The following is a 21,567-nucleotide window of genomic DNA, read 5'->3' on the forward strand; positions in this document are numbered from 1 at the left end:
TTTGATCATCAGTTAAAATACATTAGTAACGTCATCCATGAAAAATCCCTTATAAAAGGTCTTATAATCTACATCTATCTTCCTGCATTCTTCTATATAAGCCTTCCTAACTTCTTCAGGACTAAACGTATATCCATGCTTTTGGGCAAATTCCGACATTCCGTCAAGAATCAGCTTATTTCTATTATTATTAAACTCTTCCGCAATTTTGGCTACGTCTCCATCAATTCCATGAAGCTTAGCGCCAAAGTTTGCTCTGAGATCAGGGTCCTGCTTTAATGTCATGAAAAATTTATCCATGCTAAATCCTCCAAAATATTTGCGATTTAAAAATCAACTAAATAACATTTTCAAAGCACTTCCGTATTCGTCAACCTGCTTTTTGTGAACTGATTCGCATATCTCATGGCTCTTTTTTCTGGATTCTTCAGATTCAGAAATAGTCATGTTATGGTCAGCCGCAAACTCCCTGATCACACCTACAACAAGCTTATCTTTCTTTTTATTATACTCATTTATTATTTCGTTCATCTCATCCGTTTTTCCGGCAAGAAAGTCCCTGAGCTCATGTCTGAACTCTTCGTCTGTTTTAATCCTTTCTATGAATTCGTCCACTCCAAATCCCTCCTTCATAAAAAACAAAAATAAAATCTACATCTATTTTAACTATAAACGTAATTCAAAACAACAAACTACGAGATATATAATAGTATTTTTATAATGTTACTGTTCACACCTTACGGTGCTCACAGCAACTGGATTTGCCCATTCCAGTTGCCTTCGGCAAAGGGGCAAATCCTATATTCAAGACGTAGAACATTCTCACGCTCAGCGCAGCAAGTGCGCAGAGCTGTCTGAACAGTAACTTTATAATTACTAAAACTCCTCATCTTCCACACATTAGAAAAGCACTTGCACAGTATTCTTGCTGCTTTGCATCGATATTATATTTTATAAAAATTTTAAAATTAATACCGACTTTTGGCGGTAGAGCTTGAAAAAAATATGCTAAAATACCTCTTACAGGCGAAATAAATTTTCATTGTTTTCTTGGAGGGTAAAAAATGAAGAGAAGAGTATGGCAAAGAATATTATCGTTGGCACTATTATTAGCAATGGCTATCATTCTGGTGAATCCGGTAACTGCACAGGCTAAGACTAAAAAAATAAAGCTATCTTATGCCGAATTTAATATTCCACAAGAATCCTATATTGAATCGAAAGCGAAAACCATAAATAAGACAGGCAATTATAAAGTTGAAATAAAAAAGCAAGGTAAAAGTTATAGTGGCTTTATAAAATTTGTCGCACCAAAAACTAAGAAATATACATTTACATTTAGTAATCTGAGAGCAAAAGGAAAGTCATCCTGTTTAGCTTATGTGGATTTTAGTTCTCCTACCGGCATAGAGGATCAAATAGACACAATTGATGGCAATTCAAAAGGTGGATATCATAATTCATATCCTTTCGCCTATAGGATACCAGGTAAAAAGCGTGGATATAATGTAGCTAAGCGTACAGTATATTATCAGTTAACTGAAGGCCAGGTTGTGTATATAAATGTTGTAAACAACTACTATAGTACTAAAGGTAAGAAATTGAAATTTAATCTTAAGATTAAATAAAAAGGGTATTCAAAGTTTTTGAGGGGCAACCCCTCAAAAACTTTGATTATCCTTTAAAATCAAAGATTGGAAAGAATATAATTCCAAATGCCAGTGGTAGGCTTGGGATTATAGTGGATTCCGTCCGGTGATATCTCAATATTATTCTGTACATAGGTGTATACATCGATGACCTTTACTCCGTGAGCTCCGGCCCAGGAAGTAATGCTCTGATTAAATGCCACCATCTTTTCATTAGGATAATTAACGGGATCAAAATCTCCGCTTAAAAACTCATCCTTTGTAGGTCCGACAGTGCAGATAACTACCTTTTTGCCCTGATTTAACAGATTTTCATAAACCTGCTCATATAAAGCAGCGTCATTGTTATCATTGCAGCCAAGCCAGGATACCAGAGTATCAAATTCGCTTATGTCGTGACTTCCAAGCACATCAGTGAGGTAAGCGCAGTGACACGCATCTCTTGCAAAAACCCTGATTCCGCCGGCATTATAGTCATATATCTCAGTGGTGTTTCCGTCAAACATATCAACAGTCCTGGAGTCGCCCACAAAAAAAATCTTGCCATAGCCGGAAATATCTGTTTTATTTTCCGACTGATCTAAGGTGTCCTGTCCATCATCAGCCGCATTCTTATTTTGTTCATCACTCCTTGATTCACTCTGCTTATCTGCTTCGCTCTCTGACTCGTCTTCATCATCGTCAGCATTATCACTGTCAGCTATAGTATCGTTGCTTTCTGAAGTATCAGGTGCGAATGCATTTGTGTTATTTGAAGTATTACCCGGAGTGTTATCTGTAGATGAGCCGCTGTACTCAGGATCATAGTCATTATCTCCGGATGAATCACTGCTATATCCCGGAGTGGAATATCCTCCGTTTTCCCCTCCTTCATCAGCAGGGTCATCATAAGATGGTGCCGCCGTTCCTCCATCTGTGCCGGAATCTGAAAGCTCGTAGTTCCCGGTATTATTATTGTCATCAGCTCCGCCACCTGTTGCATCATTACTCGGCGCGGCCTCCATACTCTCATATGATGAAGGGGTTGTCCCGCCCTGCATCACCGTAGATGCATCACTGCCACAGCCTGCTAAAATCAGGCAGGCTGCCATTAGCATTACCAGTCTTTTTTTCATACCAATTATATGTCTCCTCTTTGATAATAGTATTATGAAATATAGATATACTATTAAACAATTAATATGTGTCGGGAATGTGTTCTCCCCTGTCTCATCTCCGAATCACATTAAGCAGGATTTTCTTTTGTGAGAGCTTAAAGTCAGTTCTCCTTTCTATTACTCCTCTGCAATAATCAAGCTTTTTCTGCATTTCTTCAACCATTACCTGAAGGTTATTGATGATCGATTCATCCTTTTCCTCCGCAAGCAAAAGAAAAGTATCCTCAGTCATCTTCATGGATTTAATGGCATAGAGCTTTTTGTTTTCAAGTATCTCCACTTCGTCTGTAAGAATGCTGATGTCATAAAGTATCATTGGATTGCGACTCGCCACAACATCAATCTCATCAGCGATTCTGATAATTGCTGCAAGGTATGGCAGGCATACAGTATTTCCGTTTGGAAGTTTATAATCCGTCGGGTATTCCTTTTCATCATAAAGATCAGTCTTCCTGTGGCCTTTAGCTACCTGCTGTATTGCAAAGACATGCTCAGGCGTGGGAATATCGTACACCTCTGCATATTTTTCTATATAGAGTGCACTGAATTCATGATGGAATTTCCTTACAAAGTCAGCCTTAGTGTCATTGGGATGTTCCTCAAAATAGTAGTCAACTCCCAGTTTTTCACTAAATTCTACATAATCCTTCTCATTTATTCCCATGCCAATATCGTGGAAATAACATGCCACCAGAAGGATGTATATTTCATCCGCATTAAGCTTCTTTATCTGCTTTTCTCCAATAAGACGATTACATGAGTCTATTACTGTGAGGCTATGAAGCTCCGAGTGATCTGTGTACTCAGGGAAAATCGATCTGTACTTTGAAAGGACATTTTGAATAATAATTGCCATATCCTTAAATCTCTTGTGAAGATCGGGATCCAGTTTTCGAAGAGTCTTTTCAAGAAGATAATCATTGGATTCCATAGTTGCAAGGTCTTCCTCATCAATCTCTATGGTGAGGACGTTTAATCCAAGCAGATTCTGGTACGAAACATTTCCTGCTATTTTCTGGACCATTCTGATTCCAATATTTCCGGATTCCTCATTCTCCGAGACCATATTTGCCATTTCAATGGGATCAAAGGGCGTACAATCATCCTTTATTCTTAAGAGAATGTCACCCTTTTTATAGATTGTTTTGATGTTTAGTGCATGTCTCTTCTTATCAGCAGTAAATCCGTGGCGAACAACGTTTCCTGCCATTTCTTCAAGGCAAAGAGCTGAGTACATGGCAGCCTTTTTGCCGATGCCATGATCCTCACAGAATTTCTGTACAGTCTCTGAAGAAGCTGCAACATCATTCATATCACGTATAGGAAGATCAAGCGCATCCTGTGGAGATGAGCCAAAGTCGGGTTTAAGGAATAGAATTTCTTCAAATGTTCTTGGAAATCTTTTCCAGAAAATAAGCCTGTAAACAGGAACAGTCAGTATGGTTATGGCAATTCCTATAGGATTGGAAAGCCACACACCAGTAGCTCCCATGGAAGGCGCCAGAATTGCTGCAGGAATAACCATCGAGAAAAACCCGTCAATTACTGACTGAATATTTACGAATATCAAATGTCCTGTAGCCTGCAGGTAATTGGTCTGAACCTGGCATATCAGAACAAGCGGTATGCAAAAGGCATAAATTACAAATAGCTGATGAGTCAGGTGATATACATTTGAAGAACTGTCTTCAAAGAATATTCTCGTAATAAGGGGTGATATAAGAAAAACTACTCCGCCAAGTAAAATAGCCAAAGCCATACCCTTTGTCAGTACAATTTTGATGATTCCTTTGATGGAAGACTTATCTTCTTCACCCACAAATACGCTGACAAGCATTCTGATAATTGCCCCGTTTCCAAGGCAATATGCAAGGAATACACCATTGACCATGCTAAAGGATGACATGGCAGATAGTCCGTCGTTTCCCGAATAGGTAAGCAAAATTCTGTTTATCACCATTCCTCTTATTGATAAGCAGAATACGAGAAGTGCCCCGGGAATACCTATTGCAATAAGTTTTCCCAGATCCTCCCACAAAGCCTTACTGATGTCATAGTGGAGCTGAGCCTTGCTAGTCAGGTAATACGGAACAAGAATTACAAAGTAGACCATTCCGCTGACTGAGGTTGCAAGCGCAAGTCCCCATACCCCGAGTTTCAGTACTGCAACAAGCAAAATGTCCAGTCCGACATTAGATATTATCATTCCTGCTATTCCGAGATAGCCTATTTTATTTTGTCTCTCAAGCTGTAAAAACGAAGCAATTTGCTGAGCCAGCATCATTGGAACTATACCAAAGGAATAACCTACAATGTAGGTAACAAGACTTGGCTTTAGATTTTCATTTGCTCCCAGGATATCCGCGATAAGCGACGGCATGGTGGCGCAGATAACCGTAAGCAAAGCAGATACAGCGAAGGTCACAGTCAGGTTTAGAGAAAAGATTCCTTCAGTTTTTCTAAAATCACCCTTTCCCATATATCTTCCGCAAAGTACTGAGGTACCTCCCAGAAGAACTGAACTTGTAGCCTGAAATATCAGAACCATGGAGAAAAACAGACCGATAACACCAACCGTCGATGAGTCAATAAATCTTCCGGCCATCACACCATCAACTATGGAGTTTATGGAACCCATAGCAAATATCATGATTTGTACAGGAAGCATGTTAAAAAACAACCTGGATAACAGATCTCCGGTTTTCTTTCTTTTACGGCTCATAGAATACCCCCTCGTATTCATCGCGATAAAGATTTACATTGTATTTACAAAAAAACGTTGTATAATATCATATTTTATCACATTTGCCGCAACAATATATTAATCCTAAATATAAAGAATTTGTGTAAAAACAATAAAAAACCGGTAGTTTTTAATACTACCGGTCTTCTATAAAGAATAATTATTTCTTATTAACAAGATCCTTAAGTGCCTTACCAGCCTTGAACTTAGGAGCTACAGATGCGGGAATCTTGATGCTCTCGCCTGTCTGAGGGTTCTTACCTGTTCTAGCTGCTCTCTTTGTGGTCTCGAATGTACCAAAGCCAACAAGCTGAACCTTATCCTTCTTCTTAAGCTGCTTTGAAACAACGTCAACGAAAGCCTTTACAGCCTTCTCAGAATCCTTCTTAGAAAGACCTGTTTCCTTTGCGATTGCTTCTACTAATTCTGTCTTGTTCATATTATTTTTCCTCCAATAATAAGAAAATTTAACTACATTGACTATACTAGCACCCAAAATGCCGAAAAACAAGCCTTTTTTGTCAAAAAATGGCTGATTTTTCCGTATTTAAGCCATTTTTGGTTATAACTGTCAAAAAACTCTGATTATTCTTGTTAAAAACAGATATTGAAACTTGCAGAATAAGTATTTTAGGGCTTCTTAGAGTATCATAAAAGTGGAAGTTCTGCTCTCGTCAATAAAGAGGAAGTTCTGCTCTCGCTCTATAATAAAGAGGAAGTTCTGCTCTCGCTTCGCTCGACAGAACAAAGAAGCACACCAGCTCGAAAAAACCTCGCTTGGTGTCATTCTTTTCCACTCCAGCAATATGTACAGAGCTTGCAGGGTTCCATCGGTATTGCCTCAACCATGTCATCAAGTCTATGGTAATGAAGTGATGTGAAGTTTAGTTCCTTTCTTATTTCTTCAAGCATTGCATCATACTGAGGTGAATCGGGATCAGTATACTTTCTGACTGTCTCTTCCCCGGGTCTCGGATATCCCTCAAGCTTCTCAATAACACGTCTTGTAATAAGCTCCATCTCTGAATTTGAGCGTGAGAAGTTGAGGTATTTGCAGCCGTAAATAAGTGGCGGACACGCAGGTCTTATGTGTACCTCTTTCGCTCCGCTCTTATATAAAAATTCAGTGGTCTCGCGAAGCTGTGTTCCACGCACTATTGAATCATCTATAAGGAGAAGACTCTTGTTGTTGATGAGCTGATTAACAGGGATAAGCTTCATCTTGGCAATAAGATCACGCCTTGACTGAACGGTAGGCATAAAAGATCTTGGCCATGTGGGTGTATATTTTACGAAGGGTCTTGAGTAAGGTATTCCTGAAGCGTTGGAATAGCCAATGGCATGCGCCACACCTGAATCCGGAACTCCGGCTACCAGGTCAGGATGAATTCCCCTTTGCATATCTCGCTGGGCAAGCTTTTTACCACAGCCATATCTCATATTCTCTACATTAAGCCCTTCATAACATGATGCCGGGAATCCATAGTATATCCAAAGGAATGTGCAGATCCTCATATCATCAAATGCAGGAGCTACTATTTCCACGCTCTCCGGTGTTATAAAGGCTATCTCTCCGGGGCCAAGCTCCTTATAGGGATCATAGCCGAGATTCAAATACGAAAAGCTCTCAAAGCATACGCAGTATCCCTCGTCCTTATGTCCAATCTGAACCGGAGTCCTTCCATATCTGTCTCTGGCAGCATATATGCCTTCAGGTGTCATGATCAGAAGTGTCATGGAACCTTTGATTATCTCCTGCGCATATCTGATACCTTCAACTATGGTGACCTTCTGGTTGATTATAGAAGCCACAAGCTCTGTTGGATTAATGTCTCCACCGCTCATCTCAAGGAAATGAGATCTGTTGTCAGCAAAGAGTTTATTGGTTATCTCTTCGAGATTATTGATTTTTCCTACTGTAGTAATGGCATATGTGCCATGATGTGAGCGCACTATTAGAGGCTGTGGCTCAAAATCAGATATACATCCGATGCCAAGATGTCCCTCCATCCTTTGCATATCTTCTTCAAATTTCGGTCTGAAATATGACCTCTCAATGTTGTGTATGGAACGATCAAAGCCTTTTTTACTGTCATATACTGCAAGGCCTGCACGGCGAGTGCCGAGATGAGAATGATAGTCTGTTCCGTAAAACAGATCAAACACTGCGTCTTCGCGAGATGCTACGCCAAAAAAACCACCCATGGAAACCTCCCTGAATAATGATTATTATTTGAACATTACGTTCTCCATAATAACACAAAGAAAGTTCCATGTGTGGTTTTATTTTTTTATAAGATCAAATACTTACAGCACGTCATTTCTCTTAACATAAGCAGGTGTTACGGATTCCGATACAACTTTCTTGACATGTTTGATATCAGCCCACTTATCTATTACGGCATTTTCAATATAAACACCGTCAGCGATATCGTTATATGCAAGGACGATGGAGTTCTTGATAACAGCGCCTTTTCCTACATGAACATTTCGTCCGATGATAGAATTTTCAACCGTACCCTCGATGAAGCTCGCGTTACATACAAGTGAATTTGTAACCTTGGAGCCATGCAGATACTGTGTCGGGCATGCATCTGTGGTCTTGGTATAAAAAGGCCAGTCAGCTTTAAAGAACTCTGTAGCAGTCGCATAATCCAGCATTTCCATGTTTGCTCTGTAGTAATCATCAAGGCTTGTAATAGCTGCAAAGTATCCCTTGTGCTGAACGCCTCTTACATCCATCTCATGGCAGGCAAGGCCAATCATATCTGCTAGTGAATAAGCTGAAGATTCTTTTCTCGACTTCTTGATAAGGTCTACAAAAATCTCCTTACTCATTACGTAGGTATCCATGCTGATATTTCTATCCTTGGCTGTGCCCATGTTTCTCTCAAGAGCCTCGACACCCTTCTGTCTGTTCAGAGTAACCACGTTACAGGCCCTGTAGAACTCCTTGGCCTGATCAACCTTGTGATATAAAAGTGTTATGTCTGTTCCGGATGCCACATGCTCATCAAGAAGCTGCTGGAAATCCTGTCTGTAAATCATGTAACTGGGTGCTATGACAACATAGTCCTGTGACATACGCTCTATCTGTTCAAGATTCTCAATATACGCATTGATATCTGTGTTGTAAATAGAGCTTGCGCCATTATTCTGTGTAAAGAACATCTGAAGTCTTCCGCGCTTGGAATTGATGTTGTAATGGCGTCCTGAACCAATGTGCTCTACAATAGAACGCGGTCTGCTGTTAAGACATACCTGTATTCTGTCGAATCCACTATTGCTCATATTAGAGATAGGAAAATCGATGATACGGAAACGTCCCAGAAATGAGAACGCACCTATAGGTCTGTAGTCATGAAGTCCCTCAACACGAATGTAATTTGCGGCGGAGTTGATCACGCCAAATGCTTTATTTGCCATATCACTTTTCCTCCCCTTTTACATTTTTCGCAACAAGGAGGATTTCATCACTCTTCTTGTTCCCAACTACTGCATTCTTTCCGATTTTTATGTTCTCTGCAACAAGAGCTCTGTTTACTGTTGCTCCTTCGAGAACCGTAACTCCCGGCATAAGTACCGAGTCCGTTACCTTTGCACCGGGTTCAATCTTTACGTTAGGGAAAATGACAGAGTTCTTTACCTCTCCTCCAATAGCAGCGCCCTGATTTATGTAGCAGCGGTCAACCTTGGCTGTAGCTGCAATATAAGCAGGTGTCGTGCCGGTATCCTCTGTATAGATTTTCCAGCTAGTATCATCGAGGTTAAGCTCATTTTCACTATCAAGAAGGTCCATGTTTGCTTCCCATAGAGAATCTATAGTTCCAACATCCTTCCAATAGCCTGAAAATTCGTAAGCATAAAGAGCTTTTCCTTCATTTATCATTACAGGAATGAAGTCCTTACCAAAGTCATGACTTGAGTCAGGATTCTTCATGTCCTCAATGAGCATCTTGCGCATGGTCTTCCAGTTGAAGATATAGATACCCATTGATGCAAGGTTACTCTTAGGCTTTGCAGGCTTTTCCTCGAACTCAACTATTCTGCCGTCATTAGCCGTGTTCATTATTCCAAAACGGCTGGCATCCTTTTTGGGAACGCCTATTACGGCAATGGTTGCGTCTGCATTGTGCTCTTTGTGGAATCTGAGCATCTTGTCATAATTCATTTTGTAAATGTGATCTCCGGAAAGAACAAGTAAATATTCCGGATTATAAGCATCGATAAAATCGATGTTCTGAGAAATGGCGTCAGCAGTTCCGCGATATACATCAAAGCCGGAATCAGCTTTTTCTCTGGGTGTAAGAACAAAGACTCCGCTGTCCTTGGTATCAAGCCCCCAGCGTCCGCCTGCAGCTACATAGCTGTTAAGAAGTACAGACTCATACTGAGTTAAAACTCCAACTATATCTATTCCACTATTAGCGCAATTACTAAGCGGAAAATCAATAATTCGATATTTGCCTCCATAAGCAACAGCCGGCTTGGCAACCTTATTGGTAAGTTCATGTAATCTGCTACCACGGCCGCCGGCTAATATCATAGCAAGCATATTTGATTGAGCCATATTTTATCCCCCTACTTTTTTCATACTTGCGATTCCATTTATAAAAACAGAATCTTTTTTAATATTTTTTATATTCTAATTCTAAAAGTTTTGCACAATTATTTCAAGAAAAAATGAGTTTTTTTGGCATTTTTTCACATTAAATTTAACTCTAAAAAAGATCAATTATCTGTATAGTGCATCTATCTGTTCCTGAAGTGCCATAGTGACATCATCAATCCCCTCTAGCGCAAGTTCACTCTGCAACCTGGAAACAGCGCCTTCTGCTGTCCCGTCATATTTTCCGTAGGAAATCTCTTTCATATACTTTTCATATATTTCATTACACTTCTCTTTTTTGGCTTCAAATTCCGACTCATCCGGAACGAACTGTCCATAGGGATATTCTATTTTTTTCTTGTCGTAGGTAGTATACAGTTCGTCGACAATATCCCAGTTTATCTCAGCATCGCGAATCTCCAGGTCATCGTTTCTGCCCCACCAGAAGTTTGTCATGCTATATACACTGTCATTTTCGGCATCAAAGCCCTCAGGCTTAGCCCGCAGCCCTTCTTCATTGATGACATATGAGATACCCTCTATTCCATAGCATATAAGCGAATAACAGGCTTTATCATTTCTTAGCATGTCATACACCATAAGTGCCCGTTCAGGGTTCTTAGAGCCTGCAGAAACAGCCATGGCACCATGTGTGATGGTATCAGTCACAATGTTTCCTGTCTCTTTTCCAAAGTAAAAGAAATCCGATTCTGCCTCGGGATTATTTTTATAGATCATGTTTTCTTCGTTGTTGGAGCAGAGATTTGCGAAGGTCTGGGTGTGATGTTCCTCAGCTGCCACAAGTCCTTCCCTGTATTCTTTTCTGTTATCTGCGCCTGCATTATTCATAACATTTGAAGTCCAAACGCCCATGGAATCCCATTTTTTCATAAGGCTGGCATATTCCACAAACATGTCTGTATCTTCCATTATCGGAACATGGATGGTATAAGGATCTTCCTTTGTGCCACACCAGAGCTTTGCACTGCCAAGTCCGTCAATCGCCACATAATCTGAATGTGACTGAATCCACCCCTGAGTCATATCATCAAAGTTAGTGCCATCTGAATCCCATGGACACTTAAGCTCAGGATGATTGTTTCTGACATACCAAAAGTATGTAGTCAGCTCCTCCCAGCTGTTTATCCCTTCTCTCAATCCTGCCTCTTTGGCGAAATCCTTACGGTAAATAAAACCATGATTAGTCCATTGAGTGTAATTATCCTCCGGCATAAAGTAAATTTTCCCATCATATTTGCACATATCCCAATGCTCGGAGGTGACAGATCCATAGGTTTTTGGCGCGTATTTTTCAAGTATTCCTATACTTAGAGGAAGAAATACTCCTTTTTTTGCGTTACTCCATCCTTCAAGCCAGTCAGTGGAAGCACCAACAAGATCTACACTACCATCCTTAAGAGCAAGCTTTTTATTATAATCAGACAGGTAATTGTCCCACTCGATAAATTCAATATTAAGCTCTGCATTTAGTTCATCATTGAGCTTTTCATTGAGCTCTGCCATTGTTTCCCTAAGTCTGTCAGCAGCTTTACCCTCAGGCTTATCTCCTATAGTAAGGTAGGTTATGACAACATGTTCAGAAGTATCTATTCCAGATACATCAAAACCGCCCTCAGCCTCAGAATCCTGTTCCTGAGAAATAACCACCTCTGAGGAATTAAGCACCTCTTCGGAAGGAATAAAACCGCCCTCTTCATTTTGTGAAGAGTCAGCCCTCTCATTGACACCGGCAGTCCCGCAGCCGGCATATGCAGTAATCATTATGCAGCTAAGTATTGTTGCCAATAACCTTCTTTTCATGTATACACCTCTAAGCAGGATTAGCCGATATTACATACCCCGGGTCAACCAATCCTATATACTTTTACCCCATGAGGAGCTATGCTTGCCTTTAGAGTATTACAATCTTCAAATGAAAAATCTGAGCTTCCGCCTTCCCAAACATCAGTCACACTGGTTGCTTTACCCAGGATCTCCATCTCGGAGATTTTATCAAGTGCAAGGCTGATCTCTCTTTCCTCATCACCGGTGTTAAACATTGCAATATAGACTTCAGTCCTTTTTTCATCTGTATTTTTCCATATTGCTTCGTCATCAGTCCTGATAAGCTGTTCGCCGTAGTGTTGGCCGTCCATAAGTTTCAGTAGCTGTTTGTTTATTAGAAACTGCAGATCCTCAGATGTCATCTTGGTGAGTTCTCCGCCTATCATCAGCGGTGATCCGAACATGCACCAGAGACTCATCATGGTGCGAAGCTCATCAGGGTTAAAGTTCGATCTTCTCTCATGTCCAAATCCATATCCAAGCCATCCGATAGGAAGCATATCGCAATCAGGATAATTGCCCCTTGAAGTTCTCTTGTTCCAGGATTCGCACCTATAGAACATCTCCTTAAGAAGTCTCCAATCATCCCAGAAATCATCGGTTATACGCCACATATTGGCATTTTCCTCGTAGAAAAATGCCCTATCCACATGAGCAGGGCCCGGTGAAAGTGAAAGCACTATGTTTCTTCCACACTTTTCAATAGCTCTATGGATCATTTTGGTCTCTTCGTAGCCACTGAATCTGATCCTTCCACTATCCGGATAAAGGAAGCTGTCACAGATATCATCGCATTTTATAAAATCAACACCCCAGTCCGCATACATTGCTATGAGGTCGTCGTAGTAAGCCTGACCTGCCTCGTTGTTTCGAACCCCGTACATATCAGGATTCCATCCACAAATCGACCATGCATCTGCTGCAATATCAGCAGTGTACTCACTCCCGTGAATCTTGCATCTGTCGTGCGCTGCCTGCCTGGGAATACCTCTCATAATATGTATTCCAAACTTAAGCCCTTTGGAATGCACGTATTCGGCAAGCTTTTTAAAGCCGCCGCCGTTTGCTGAGGAAGGAAATCTTGTAGGCGATGGCTGCAGCCTGCCAAATTCATCCATCTCATCATCACCAAAGGGTATGTACTGATAATCCTGTCTTCTGCTCCCCGCGTCATTGGAATACCATTCAATATCCACAACTATGTATTCATAGCCAAACTCTTTTAAGTAATTGGACATGAAGTCGGTGTTTGTCTTAATCTGAGCCTCAGTAACCTTGGTGTCATAGTAGTCATAACTATTCCATCCCATAGGGGCTCGTTTTAGAAAATCTTTTTTGTTCATACCTTTACTCCCCTTTAATTTATATTCTGTTTTAATCATAAAAACATTGGTTAGCACAAAGTCCCCAACTAACCAATATTAATAAGCTTAATTCACATCTTCATTATGTCATATTATCATTCGTTTTGTTATTATTTTTTCATAAAAAGTTTTCACGAAAAACAGGAATCTGATTAACGAAAATAGCTGCCGCAAGTCAATTCTTGCTACAGCTATTTATAATTATTTGCAGGTTCTGCCTTTTTTTACAGATAAAGCTTAATTAGTTAAACTCGCAGGCTATGTATGCATAACCATTTTCATCCTCGAAGCTGGCAATTCCGATCTGAGTGGAGCTGCTAAGAAGATTGGCCTTATGGGAGGGGCTAAGAAACCATGCTGCTATGATATTCAGTGATTCCTTTTCAGACTCTTTATCAGCTCTTGCAAGATTCTCACCATTTACACCCTGTCCAACCGTATACCATGCGGTTCCATCAGGTCTCGTGTGCGCGAACTTCACTTTCAGCTCTTTTGCTCTTACTGCTGCTGACTGATTAAGCGATTCCGAAACCGTAAATGCAGGAAGCCCCATCTCTTTTCTGAGCTCATTCATATAAGAAACCACCTCGGAAGTATTAACTGTTTTTGCTCTGGCCGTCATTCCTCCGATGATCATAAGCATACAGATTATGCATGCACATACATACAGCTTTAATAGACCTATCGCTCTCTTATTCATTTGTATCCCCCTCAAACATCGCCCGTAGAAGATATCGCATGGGATATCTTTCAGGCTTTTAAACCTTTTGCCTACCTCAGTCGGACAGCTTTTATAGCATAGCAATCATAGTCCAACAGATGTCCAACAAAAATTATCTAAATATATTATCGAACAAAAATCTCAAAAAATTATAAAATCCATGTAAATTTTCTCCATATCTTGTATTAAGAACATCTTGAAGCGTTCAAGGTTTTGTGCTACTCTGTATGTAGTTTTAAATACTACATGTAAAGTTTTTTTATAACATGTATGTAAAAAAAGCAGAATCACCGCCGTTTTCATGCATCCACGGTATTCTGCATAATTTGGAGGCAGGTATGACAGCAAAAGAATTAAAGAAATTTTTCAAAGAACATCTTGTACCATCTAAGCTCTATAAAATCGGGAAAAAGCATGATGGCAGAATATGCCTTACAAAAGATAAAGGCATATGGGAGGTGTACTTTTTAGATCACAAGGAAAAAATCGGTCTCATGCGCTACGAAGATGAGAACAGCGCATGCCAATCCATGAAGAATGAACTCAGAAAAATCATGGAAAGCTTCTATGAAATCACGTGGACACCCACTCGTCTTGCCTGATAAAAGTTGAGATTCAAGGTTCATCCCACTAAGAGCAATAGGAGATGAATCAATATTTTTTCTGCACTACTAAAAACAGCTCCGCTGCATAGTCGCAACGGAGCTGTTTTTTCAATATCATGATCTGAAATATAAGATGGCACATACTAGAGCCATAGCCCAAAATGCAAAACCGATAAAGGTTGTGGTTCGTGCACTGTCATAAGCTTCCTGAATAGCATAATTTTCTTTTATCAGCTCAATTCGTTCTTCCTCATGACCATCATAAATAGGTGGCTCAGGCTCCTCTTCTTCGCCCTCAGCATCCTCGGTATTTTCTTCACCGCCACTCTCTTCACCATTTTCATTATCAAGGGCAATATTCTCTATAGTCGGCTGTTCAGGCTCAGGAACAGGCATTTGGATATCCTCGCCGGAAATCTCAGCAACTCCGGGCTCGGTTTTTTCTCCATCGCCTTCTTCATCATCCTCATGACCTATTAAATTCGGGTCCTTCAGCACAGGCTTTGGCGGCATGTTGAATTCACCCACTATGAAAAAGCCCATACCTACAAGAAATATTGCTAACGAATATATCAAATAAATCTTGTTATGTCCCATACAAGCCCCGCCTTAACAATCATACCTCTCTGCAGGATATCAAAGCTTTTTGACCTTAATGCCTGCAGGCGCAACCTTCTTGATCTTTGCAGTATAGTTCTTCTTTACAGAAGACTTTACATAGAATACTGCATCATCACTTATCTTCTTGAAGCATCCTTTAGAAAATGTACTTACTTTCTTTGATTTTATAGAAATCTTTGTAAGATTACTGCAGCCGTCAAAAGCGTTTTTTCCTATTTTTTCAACATTAGTGCCGATAGTCACCTTTGTAAGGTTGTCATTTCCCTTGCATGCCTTAGCATTTATAGAGGTTACCTTCGCTGTAATTTCGCCGATTTTAACCTTGTTCGGTATGGACAATGATGTTGCTTCCGGATCTGCAACGCCTTTAAATGCCACTTCAAAATCTCCTGTAGCCTTAAAGACACCTGCATCTGTTACATAGGTCTTGCCCTTTTGCAGTTTGCTCTGAACATCCTTATATTTAGGCCAGTACTTATCCCTTGCAAGCTCGCCACGCTCCCTTGACTTTGCTTCTCTGTCAGCCGGAATCTCAAAGTAGTAGCACCAGTCATGTCCGGCATTATAAGCGCCTTTCTTTGAGTTCTTAACCCCTCTTACTATAGAAAGCGTATTAGGATAATATGTGTTCAGCTCATATTCCAGATAATTCAACTGCCCTTCAAGGTCATGCCAGTCAAATCCATGATCATCACACCAGGCCCTTAATCTCGACATTCTGTCGGCGTGCCACTGGCATATCCCATAGCTTGTTCCACCATCACCATTTGCGCCTGTCCTGAAGGAAGATTCCTTTTCAATGTTTGCCAAAACACCTGACCCGGCTGCGTTATTGAAATTCATCTCTTCTCTCAGGAAATAAAAGATCTTTTCCTCATTGCTTTTTCCATGCAAAGATGCAGCCTTAACACTGCATAGCGGTGTAAACAGACTGCATCCTATCATAAACAGTAATCCTATTAATAATTTTCCCCAACATTTTTCCCCTTTTTTCATACATTCAATCCTCTTTTCTTAAATATTTTTTTATTAAAGCATGGTCTTTACATGGGCTTCTCGTAGTAGAACGAGCTCTTCCTTATAAAGCCAATCTCTTTATAGTTAATGATCTGCTCAGTACTTCCAATAAAGAGCACACCACCGGGAGCCAGTGAATTGTAGTATTTTCTGAAAATCTCATCCTTGGCTTCCTCAGTGAAGTAAATGAGTACGTTACGGCAAACAATAAGATGATAATCCTTCGGATAGGGTTCCCTTAAAAGGTCAGCCTGTTTGAAATTAACACGTTTCTTTATATCATCGCAAACACGCCATTTATCACCTTCCTGCGTAAGGAATTTCTTTTTGAGGTCAGCAGGAACACCGGATACTTCCTTAGCATCATATACACCTGCTCTGGCCTTTGCCAAAGCAACAGTATCGATATCCCAGGCCATAACGTTAATCTGATTAAGCGGTATATGATTGGATAGCAACATAACAATGGTGTACGGCTCGTCACCTGTTGAGCATGCTGCACTCCAGATTTTCAGATTCTTACCGAATTTTTTGATAAGCTCAGGAACCATATTTTTATCCATAAGATTCCACTGATCAATATTTCGGAAAAACTCTGATACGTTTATTGTCAGATATGTGATAAAGGTTTCGCGAGCAGTCTGATCCTTCTTAATAAGATCCATATACTGATCATACCCCTTACACTCTGTCTTACCTATAAGAGTATCAATCCTACGCTTCATCTGCTTTTCCTTATAAGCATTCAGATCGATCTTGGTGAGTTTGTATACTTCACCCTTAAACCACTCATAATCAACTGCCATTTCCAAAACCCCCTCGTCACTAATCCCCCTGATATTCCGCATACGGTATATCGTGGAGGATGTTACATGATTACCTTAATGCTATTACCCGAAAAACGCACTTCGGGCGCAGTCACTACTATGATTTAAGTATACCCAACCGCTTAGTTTATGTAAAATAAAATAAACATAAACTTAATTAAGTATATGAGAACAAGCATTATTTAATTAAATATCTCTGGTTTTGGCCATAAAAACAGAATACAAGAAAGGATGCGAAACAATTTACTATGAAATAAAAAGACTGTCGCATTATATCTAATGCGACAGTCCGGGAATATTCTAAATATTATTCAGCATCCTGCTCAGCGATTGCTTTCTCAATATCTACTGATACTACATCGCCGTCCTCTTCAGCTTCTGTCTGCTCAGGAGCTGTAAGAGCCTTGATGCTAAGGCTGATCTTACGATCTGCTTCGTTGAAGTCTACTATTTTTGCTGTTACTTCCTGACCGATGCTAAGCACATCAGAAGGCTTCTCAATGTGCTCTCTAGCGATCTGAGAAACATGAAGAAGTGCGTCAATACCGGGCTCAAGCTCAATAAATGCACCGAAGTCAGTCATTCTGGCAACCTTACCTGTTACCTCATTACCTACAGCATACTTTGAATCTGCATCCTTCCAAGGATTCTCATCGTCGAATTTTCTTGAAAGAGCAATCTTGCTGCCATCGATACCCTTAATCTGAACCTTAACAGTATCGCCAACCTTAAAGGTCTTCTTAGGATTCTCTACGCGGCCCCAAGACATCTCTGAGATATGAAGGAGTCCGTCTGCACCACCGAGATCAATGAATGCACCGAAATCAGTAACGTTCTTAACTGTACCTTCAACAACATCACCAACACCGATTGTCTCAAAGAGCTTCTTAGCCTGCTCAGCCTTCTCAGCTGTGATGAGCATCTTACGGTTACCGATGTATCTTCTACGCTTCGGATTATATTCTGTTACTACGAACTGGATCTCCTGTCCTTCGTACTTAGACAGATCCTTCTCGTATGTATCTGATACAAGACTTGCAGGGATGAAGATACGAACTTCATCAACTACTACTGTAAGTCCGCCATCAAGTACCTGTACAACCTTAGCTGTAAGTACTTCCTGGTTGTTATAAGCTTCTTCAATGCGCTTATTACCTCTGTCGAGGGCAAGGCGCTTATATGACAGGATAACCTGACCGTCTGCGTCGTTGGTCTTAAGGACTTTGACATCCATTGTGTCACCTTCCTTAACTACCTGAGTCAGATCGATACTGTTATCATTGCTGTACTCGTTCTTTGTAAGTACACCATCTGACTTGTAGCCAATGTTAAGAATAATCTCATCAGGCTTGACAGATATAACAGTGCCTTCAACGACCTCCCCCGTATGAATTGTTTTGAACGACTCATTGAGCATTTGTTCAAAAGATTGTTCTGACATGATTCTGAACCTCCTCGATAATGTTCTTTGGGGTGGACGCCCCGGCGGTTATTCCCACTAGTTTAACCGATTTAGGAAAATCTAAACTCAAATCATCCAGTGTTTGAATAAAATATGTATTTGCACATTTCTTACTGCATATCTCATACAGTTTCCTTGAATTAGAACTGTGCGCTCCGCCTATCACTATCATAGCATCAACCTGACCTGCAATTCTCTCTGCTTCGGTCTGTCTTTCCTCAGTTGCACTACAAATAGTGTTCACAACATTAACATTGTAGCGCGAATTAGAAAATTTATCAACGGTTTCTTGAAATTTATTTGTGTTAAATGTGGTTTGCGAAACGATACATATGTCAGTTCCCTCGGAAATATCTAATTTCAGTGCTTCCTCAGGGGATTCTACAACAAAAACAGGTCCTGTGGCATAACTCACAATTCCATCTACTTCCGGGTGCTTCGCGCTTCCAACCACAACAATTGTCTTACCCTCAGCACTTTCCTTTTCCACTATGTTATGAATTCGCTTTACAAATGGGCAGGTTGCATCAATATATTCAATGCCACGCTCCTTCATTATTTCATAAATTTCTTTTCTTATTCCGTGAGACCTGATTATGACAATTCCTTCAGTCAGCTTTTTTAATTCATCTTCACCCTCGATAACGCTGACCCCCTGCTTCTCAAGGTCATTTACCACGGTTTCGTTGTGGATTATAGGTCCATAGGTATAAATTTTTTTATCTGTATTCTTTTTTATCTGATCATAAACTACGTCGACCGCTCTGGTAACTCCAAAGCAAAATCCCGCATGTTCAGCCAGTATTACTTCCATGCTTTTCCCTTCCTTTTCCGGCACTTTCCATTATCATGGTCCTCAGCTAATATCACTCTGACAGCAAAAAGCCGGCACATCGTCATTTCTTCTCGGTTTCCCTGTACAAAGATATAATCTTATCAGCCACCTCTTCTATGGTCATATAGGAAGAATCAATTTCGACAGCATCATCCGCTTTTTTCAAAGGAGAATTTTCCCTGGTCATATCCCTGTGGTCGCGCTCCTTGATATCTGCTTCTATCTCATCTATATTGCAGTTCTCACCCTTTGCAATCATCTCCTTGTATCTTCTCTCTGCGCGCACTCTGGTTCCCGCAGTCAGATACACCTTGAGCTGTGAATCAGGCAAAACAACTGTGCCAATGTCACGTCCATCCATGACAACATCTGTGGTTTTTGCCTGTTTCCTCTGAAGTTCAACCAGTTTTTCTCTCACCTTCGCATTTGCGCTTGTCTTGGACGCCATAGCGCTGACCTGTTCGGTGCGAAGCTGACCGTTTACGTTTTCGCCGTTAAGAAAAACTACCTGCTCTCCGTCCTCATGTCCTATTGATATGTCTGCGCTGTCGATGTTTTTCTCTACTTCAGCACTGTCATCTCCGGACACGCCATTTCTTATCATGTGCACCGCCATAGCGCGATACATAGCTCCTGTATCAATATAAATAAAACCAAGCTTTTTTGAAACTATCTTTGCAATTGTACTTTTTCCTGCTCCTGCAGGTCCATCTATGGCTATACTACTTCCCATTTTTCTAACTCCTGTTTCTTCACCATTTATTTATTATGATATTAAAAATGCTTTAGTGCCTTGCTAATTAGAGAGCAGCGCTCTCTCCGGCAAGGTGCCCCGTTGACCAGGCTATCTGCAGATTAAAGCCTCCTGTCTGTGCATCAACATCTATTACTTCTCCTGCAAAATAGAGTCCTTTTATTTTCTTGGATTCCATGGTTGAAGGATTGATATCGCTTGTAGACACACCACCTCTTGTGATTATAGCCTCCGGAAATCCTCGAAGCCCGGTCACATCCATCTTCAGATTTTTTATAAGGCTTACAAATTCCAGCCTTTCTTTTCTCGTAATTGCGTTTACCTGCTTTTCAGGATCAATTCCTGACAGTTCAATCATTACAGGTATCATTTTTGACGGAAAAAGTGCACTTAAGCTGTTCTTAAACTGCCTGTTCTTAGCATTGTCAAATTCTCTCTGGATACGTTTATCAAGCTGTTCCTCTGAAAGAGCCGGTTTTAAATCAAGATGAATTACATATGAGTACTTTTCACCCTTTTTATCCATTTCCTCGTAATAGCAGCTTGACGTTAGAATTAGCGGTCCGCTGACTCCAAAGTGGGTAAAGAGCATCTCTCCAAACCCATCATAAACATATTTCTTTTTCTTTCCAGGTCCCGATGCAGGTATCTGTTCCAACTTTACTGCCACATTTTTAAGAGAGAGTCCTTGAAGCTCACTGCACCATTTTTGTGCAATCTCAAAGGGAACCAGAGATGGTGTGGTTTTGGTAACCTTATGTCCCAGCTCTTTTGCAAATTTAAGCCCGTCTCCGGTAGAGCCTGTAGAGGGATAGGACAAACCTCCTGTGCATATTATTACCGAGTCAAATTCAGTAATTCCCGAGTCCTCAGAAACAACAGCCTTTACATGTCCGTCCTCAGATACCTGAATCCATCTGACTTCATCCTGGTATCTTATATCAACCTTGCATTTTTTAAGTATCCTGACAAGTGTACTTATAATATCAGATGAATGGTCAGACACAGGAAAAACACGGTCTCCGCGCTCAGTTTTAAGTTTGCATCCGTTTTCCTCAAAAAGGCGCATCACCTGATTATTATCGTAACCATACAGAGCGCTGTATAAAAACTTGGCTCCATGAGGAATTTTTTCAAAGTACTCTGATATGTCACAGGCATTTGTCACATTACATCTGCCCTTTCCGGTAATATAAATCTTCTTACCGGGTTTTTCGTTTTTTTCAAAAATTGTGACGGCCGCTCCGCTGAGACTTGCGGATATAGCCGCCATCATTCCGGCTGCTCCGCAGCCAATTACAGCAACCTGCTTCATAAATAATAACTTACTCCGTAAAACCTGAACTCATAAATCTATC

At 40.5% G+C, this 21,567-nt stretch carries 20 protein-coding genes; 2 read left to right on the forward strand and 18 right to left on the reverse strand.

The window, feature by feature from the left end; genetic code table 11:
* Positions 1 to 12 precede the first annotated feature (12 nt).
* On the reverse strand, positions 13 to 300 hold the full coding sequence (locus ACHCNF_RS04365; protein WP_408071571.1) for a hypothetical protein: 288 nt from the start codon (positions 298 to 300) through the stop codon (positions 13 to 15).
* Positions 301 to 333: 33 nt separating this feature from the next.
* Positions 334 to 615, reverse strand: coding sequence for a hypothetical protein (locus tag ACHCNF_RS04370; protein ID WP_408071572.1), 282 nt, complete (start codon positions 613 to 615; stop codon positions 334 to 336).
* A gap of 449 nt (positions 616 to 1,064) precedes the next feature.
* Here ACHCNF_RS04370 and ACHCNF_RS04375 point away from each other — a divergent pair, with 449 nt between their 5' ends.
* Positions 1,065 to 1,628, forward strand: coding sequence for a hypothetical protein (locus ACHCNF_RS04375; protein WP_408071573.1), 564 nt, complete (start codon positions 1,065 to 1,067; stop codon positions 1,626 to 1,628).
* A gap of 59 nt (positions 1,629 to 1,687) precedes the next feature.
* Here ACHCNF_RS04375 and ACHCNF_RS04380 read toward each other — a convergent pair whose 3' ends face one another.
* From ACHCNF_RS04380 to ACHCNF_RS04420, 9 genes are all read right to left on the reverse strand, one after another.
* Positions 1,688 to 2,764, reverse strand: a complete 1,077-nt coding sequence (locus tag ACHCNF_RS04380; protein ID WP_408071574.1) for an SGNH/GDSL hydrolase family protein — start codon at positions 2,762 to 2,764, stop codon at positions 1,688 to 1,690.
* 94 nt (positions 2,765 to 2,858) lie between these two features.
* Positions 2,859 to 5,528: an HD domain-containing protein gene (locus ACHCNF_RS04385; RefSeq protein ID WP_408071575.1), complete on the reverse strand. Its 2,670-nt coding sequence runs from the start codon at positions 5,526 to 5,528 to the stop codon at positions 2,859 to 2,861.
* 181 nt (positions 5,529 to 5,709) lie between these two features.
* Positions 5,710 to 5,988, reverse strand: coding sequence for an HU family DNA-binding protein (locus tag ACHCNF_RS04390; RefSeq protein ID WP_022761419.1), 279 nt, complete (start codon positions 5,986 to 5,988; stop codon positions 5,710 to 5,712).
* 344 nt (positions 5,989 to 6,332) lie between these two features.
* On the reverse strand, positions 6,333 to 7,754 hold the full coding sequence (locus tag ACHCNF_RS04395) for an amidophosphoribosyltransferase (RefSeq protein WP_408071576.1): 1,422 nt from the start codon (positions 7,752 to 7,754) through the stop codon (positions 6,333 to 6,335).
* Between the two features lie 102 nt (positions 7,755 to 7,856).
* On the reverse strand, positions 7,857 to 8,975 hold the full coding sequence (gene glgD / locus ACHCNF_RS04400; protein ID WP_408071577.1) for a glucose-1-phosphate adenylyltransferase subunit GlgD: 1,119 nt from the start codon (positions 8,973 to 8,975) through the stop codon (positions 7,857 to 7,859).
* Between the two features lies 1 nt (position 8,976).
* On the reverse strand, positions 8,977 to 10,119 hold the full coding sequence (locus tag ACHCNF_RS04405) for a glucose-1-phosphate adenylyltransferase (protein ID WP_408071578.1): 1,143 nt from the start codon (positions 10,117 to 10,119) through the stop codon (positions 8,977 to 8,979).
* A gap of 165 nt (positions 10,120 to 10,284) precedes the next feature.
* Positions 10,285 to 11,979, reverse strand: coding sequence for an extracellular solute-binding protein (locus tag ACHCNF_RS04410; RefSeq protein WP_408071579.1), 1,695 nt, complete (start codon positions 11,977 to 11,979; stop codon positions 10,285 to 10,287).
* Between the two features lie 44 nt (positions 11,980 to 12,023).
* On the reverse strand, positions 12,024 to 13,346 hold the full coding sequence (locus ACHCNF_RS04415) for a glycoside hydrolase family 27 protein (protein ID WP_408071580.1): 1,323 nt from the start codon (positions 13,344 to 13,346) through the stop codon (positions 12,024 to 12,026).
* 262 nt (positions 13,347 to 13,608) lie between these two features.
* Positions 13,609 to 14,067, reverse strand: coding sequence for a CAP domain-containing protein (locus ACHCNF_RS04420; RefSeq protein WP_408071581.1), 459 nt, complete (start codon positions 14,065 to 14,067; stop codon positions 13,609 to 13,611).
* 359 nt (positions 14,068 to 14,426) lie between these two features.
* On the opposite strand from ACHCNF_RS04420, the gene ACHCNF_RS04425 reads away from it, so the two are divergent.
* Positions 14,427 to 14,690, forward strand: a complete 264-nt coding sequence (locus ACHCNF_RS04425) for a hypothetical protein (RefSeq protein WP_408071582.1) — start codon at positions 14,427 to 14,429, stop codon at positions 14,688 to 14,690.
* Between the two features lie 117 nt (positions 14,691 to 14,807).
* On the opposite strand, the gene ACHCNF_RS04430 is transcribed toward ACHCNF_RS04425, so the two are convergent.
* From ACHCNF_RS04430 to ACHCNF_RS04460, 7 genes are all read right to left on the reverse strand, one after another.
* Complete coding sequence (locus ACHCNF_RS04430) at positions 14,808 to 15,290, reverse strand: hypothetical protein (RefSeq protein ID WP_408071583.1); 483 nt, start codon at positions 15,288 to 15,290, stop codon at positions 14,808 to 14,810.
* A gap of 39 nt (positions 15,291 to 15,329) precedes the next feature.
* Positions 15,330 to 16,310, reverse strand: a complete 981-nt coding sequence (locus ACHCNF_RS04435) for a phage tail tip lysozyme (protein ID WP_408071584.1) — start codon at positions 16,308 to 16,310, stop codon at positions 15,330 to 15,332.
* 47 nt (positions 16,311 to 16,357) lie between these two features.
* Positions 16,358 to 17,137: a CheR family methyltransferase gene (locus ACHCNF_RS04440; RefSeq protein ID WP_408071585.1), complete on the reverse strand. Its 780-nt coding sequence runs from the start codon at positions 17,135 to 17,137 to the stop codon at positions 16,358 to 16,360.
* Between the two features lie 328 nt (positions 17,138 to 17,465).
* The gene (gene rpsA, locus ACHCNF_RS04445) at positions 17,466 to 18,599 is read right to left on the reverse strand and encodes a 30S ribosomal protein S1 (RefSeq protein WP_408071586.1); all 1,134 of its coding nucleotides are present in this window, start codon (positions 18,597 to 18,599) and stop codon (positions 17,466 to 17,468) included.
* Positions 18,580 to 19,434 carry a 4-hydroxy-3-methylbut-2-enyl diphosphate reductase gene (gene ispH / locus ACHCNF_RS04450; RefSeq protein ID WP_408071587.1) on the reverse strand — a complete coding sequence of 285 codons (855 nt, stop codon included), beginning with the start codon at positions 19,432 to 19,434 and terminating at the stop codon, positions 18,580 to 18,582. Before ispH ends, rpsA begins: the two co-directional genes overlap by 20 nt.
* An 82-nt stretch (positions 19,435 to 19,516) precedes the next feature.
* On the reverse strand, positions 19,517 to 20,188 hold the full coding sequence (cmk, locus tag ACHCNF_RS04455; RefSeq protein WP_408071588.1) for a (d)CMP kinase: 672 nt from the start codon (positions 20,186 to 20,188) through the stop codon (positions 19,517 to 19,519).
* 67 nt (positions 20,189 to 20,255) lie between these two features.
* Positions 20,256 to 21,524: a BaiN/RdsA family NAD(P)/FAD-dependent oxidoreductase gene (locus ACHCNF_RS04460; RefSeq protein WP_408071589.1), complete on the reverse strand. Its 1,269-nt coding sequence runs from the start codon at positions 21,522 to 21,524 to the stop codon at positions 20,256 to 20,258.
* Positions 21,525 to 21,567: the final 43 nt, after the last annotated feature.

The organism is Butyrivibrio sp. NATIVEDY162 (assembly GCF_045999815.1).
In the GTDB taxonomy this organism is placed as follows: Bacteria; Bacillota; Clostridia; order Lachnospirales; family Lachnospiraceae; genus Butyrivibrio.

Coding starts and splice junctions, on each gene's coding strand:
- ACHCNF_RS04365 (WP_408071571.1), bottom strand. CDS start 300: ATGGATAAATTTTTCATGACATTAAAGCAGGACCCTGATCTCAGAGCA.
- ACHCNF_RS04375 (WP_408071573.1), top strand. CDS start 1,065: ATGAAGAGAAGAGTATGGCAAAGAATATTATCGTTGGCACTATTATTA.
- ACHCNF_RS04380 (WP_408071574.1), bottom strand. CDS start 2,764: ATGAAAAAAAGACTGGTAATGCTAATGGCAGCCTGCCTGATTTTAGCA.
- ACHCNF_RS04385 (WP_408071575.1), bottom strand. CDS start 5,528: ATGAGCCGTAAAAGAAAGAAAACCGGAGATCTGTTATCCAGGTTGTTT.
- ACHCNF_RS04390 (WP_022761419.1), bottom strand. CDS start 5,988: ATGAACAAGACAGAATTAGTAGAAGCAATCGCAAAGGAAACAGGTCTT.
- ACHCNF_RS04395 (WP_408071576.1), bottom strand. CDS start 7,754: ATGGGTGGTTTTTTTGGCGTAGCATCTCGCGAAGACGCAGTGTTTGAT.
- glgD (WP_408071577.1), bottom strand. CDS start 8,975: ATGGCAAATAAAGCATTTGGCGTGATCAACTCCGCCGCAAATTACATT.
- ACHCNF_RS04405 (WP_408071578.1), bottom strand. CDS start 10,119: ATGGCTCAATCAAATATGCTTGCTATGATATTAGCCGGCGGCCGTGGT.
- ACHCNF_RS04410 (WP_408071579.1), bottom strand. CDS start 11,979: ATGAAAAGAAGGTTATTGGCAACAATACTTAGCTGCATAATGATTACT.
- ACHCNF_RS04415 (WP_408071580.1), bottom strand. CDS start 13,346: ATGAACAAAAAAGATTTTCTAAAACGAGCCCCTATGGGATGGAATAGT.
- ACHCNF_RS04420 (WP_408071581.1), bottom strand. CDS start 14,067: ATGAATAAGAGAGCGATAGGTCTATTAAAGCTGTATGTATGTGCATGC.
- ACHCNF_RS04425 (WP_408071582.1), top strand. CDS start 14,427: ATGACAGCAAAAGAATTAAAGAAATTTTTCAAAGAACATCTTGTACCA.
- ACHCNF_RS04430 (WP_408071583.1), bottom strand. CDS start 15,290: ATGGGACATAACAAGATTTATTTGATATATTCGTTAGCAATATTTCTT.
- ACHCNF_RS04435 (WP_408071584.1), bottom strand. CDS start 16,310: ATGAAAAAAGGGGAAAAATGTTGGGGAAAATTATTAATAGGATTACTG.
- ACHCNF_RS04440 (WP_408071585.1), bottom strand. CDS start 17,137: ATGGCAGTTGATTATGAGTGGTTTAAGGGTGAAGTATACAAACTCACC.
- rpsA (WP_408071586.1), bottom strand. CDS start 18,599: ATGTCAGAACAATCTTTTGAACAAATGCTCAATGAGTCGTTCAAAACA.
- ispH (WP_408071587.1), bottom strand. CDS start 19,434: ATGGAAGTAATACTGGCTGAACATGCGGGATTTTGCTTTGGAGTTACC.
- cmk (WP_408071588.1), bottom strand. CDS start 20,188: ATGGGAAGTAGTATAGCCATAGATGGACCTGCAGGAGCAGGAAAAAGT.
- ACHCNF_RS04460 (WP_408071589.1), bottom strand. CDS start 21,524: ATGAAGCAGGTTGCTGTAATTGGCTGCGGAGCAGCCGGAATGATGGCG.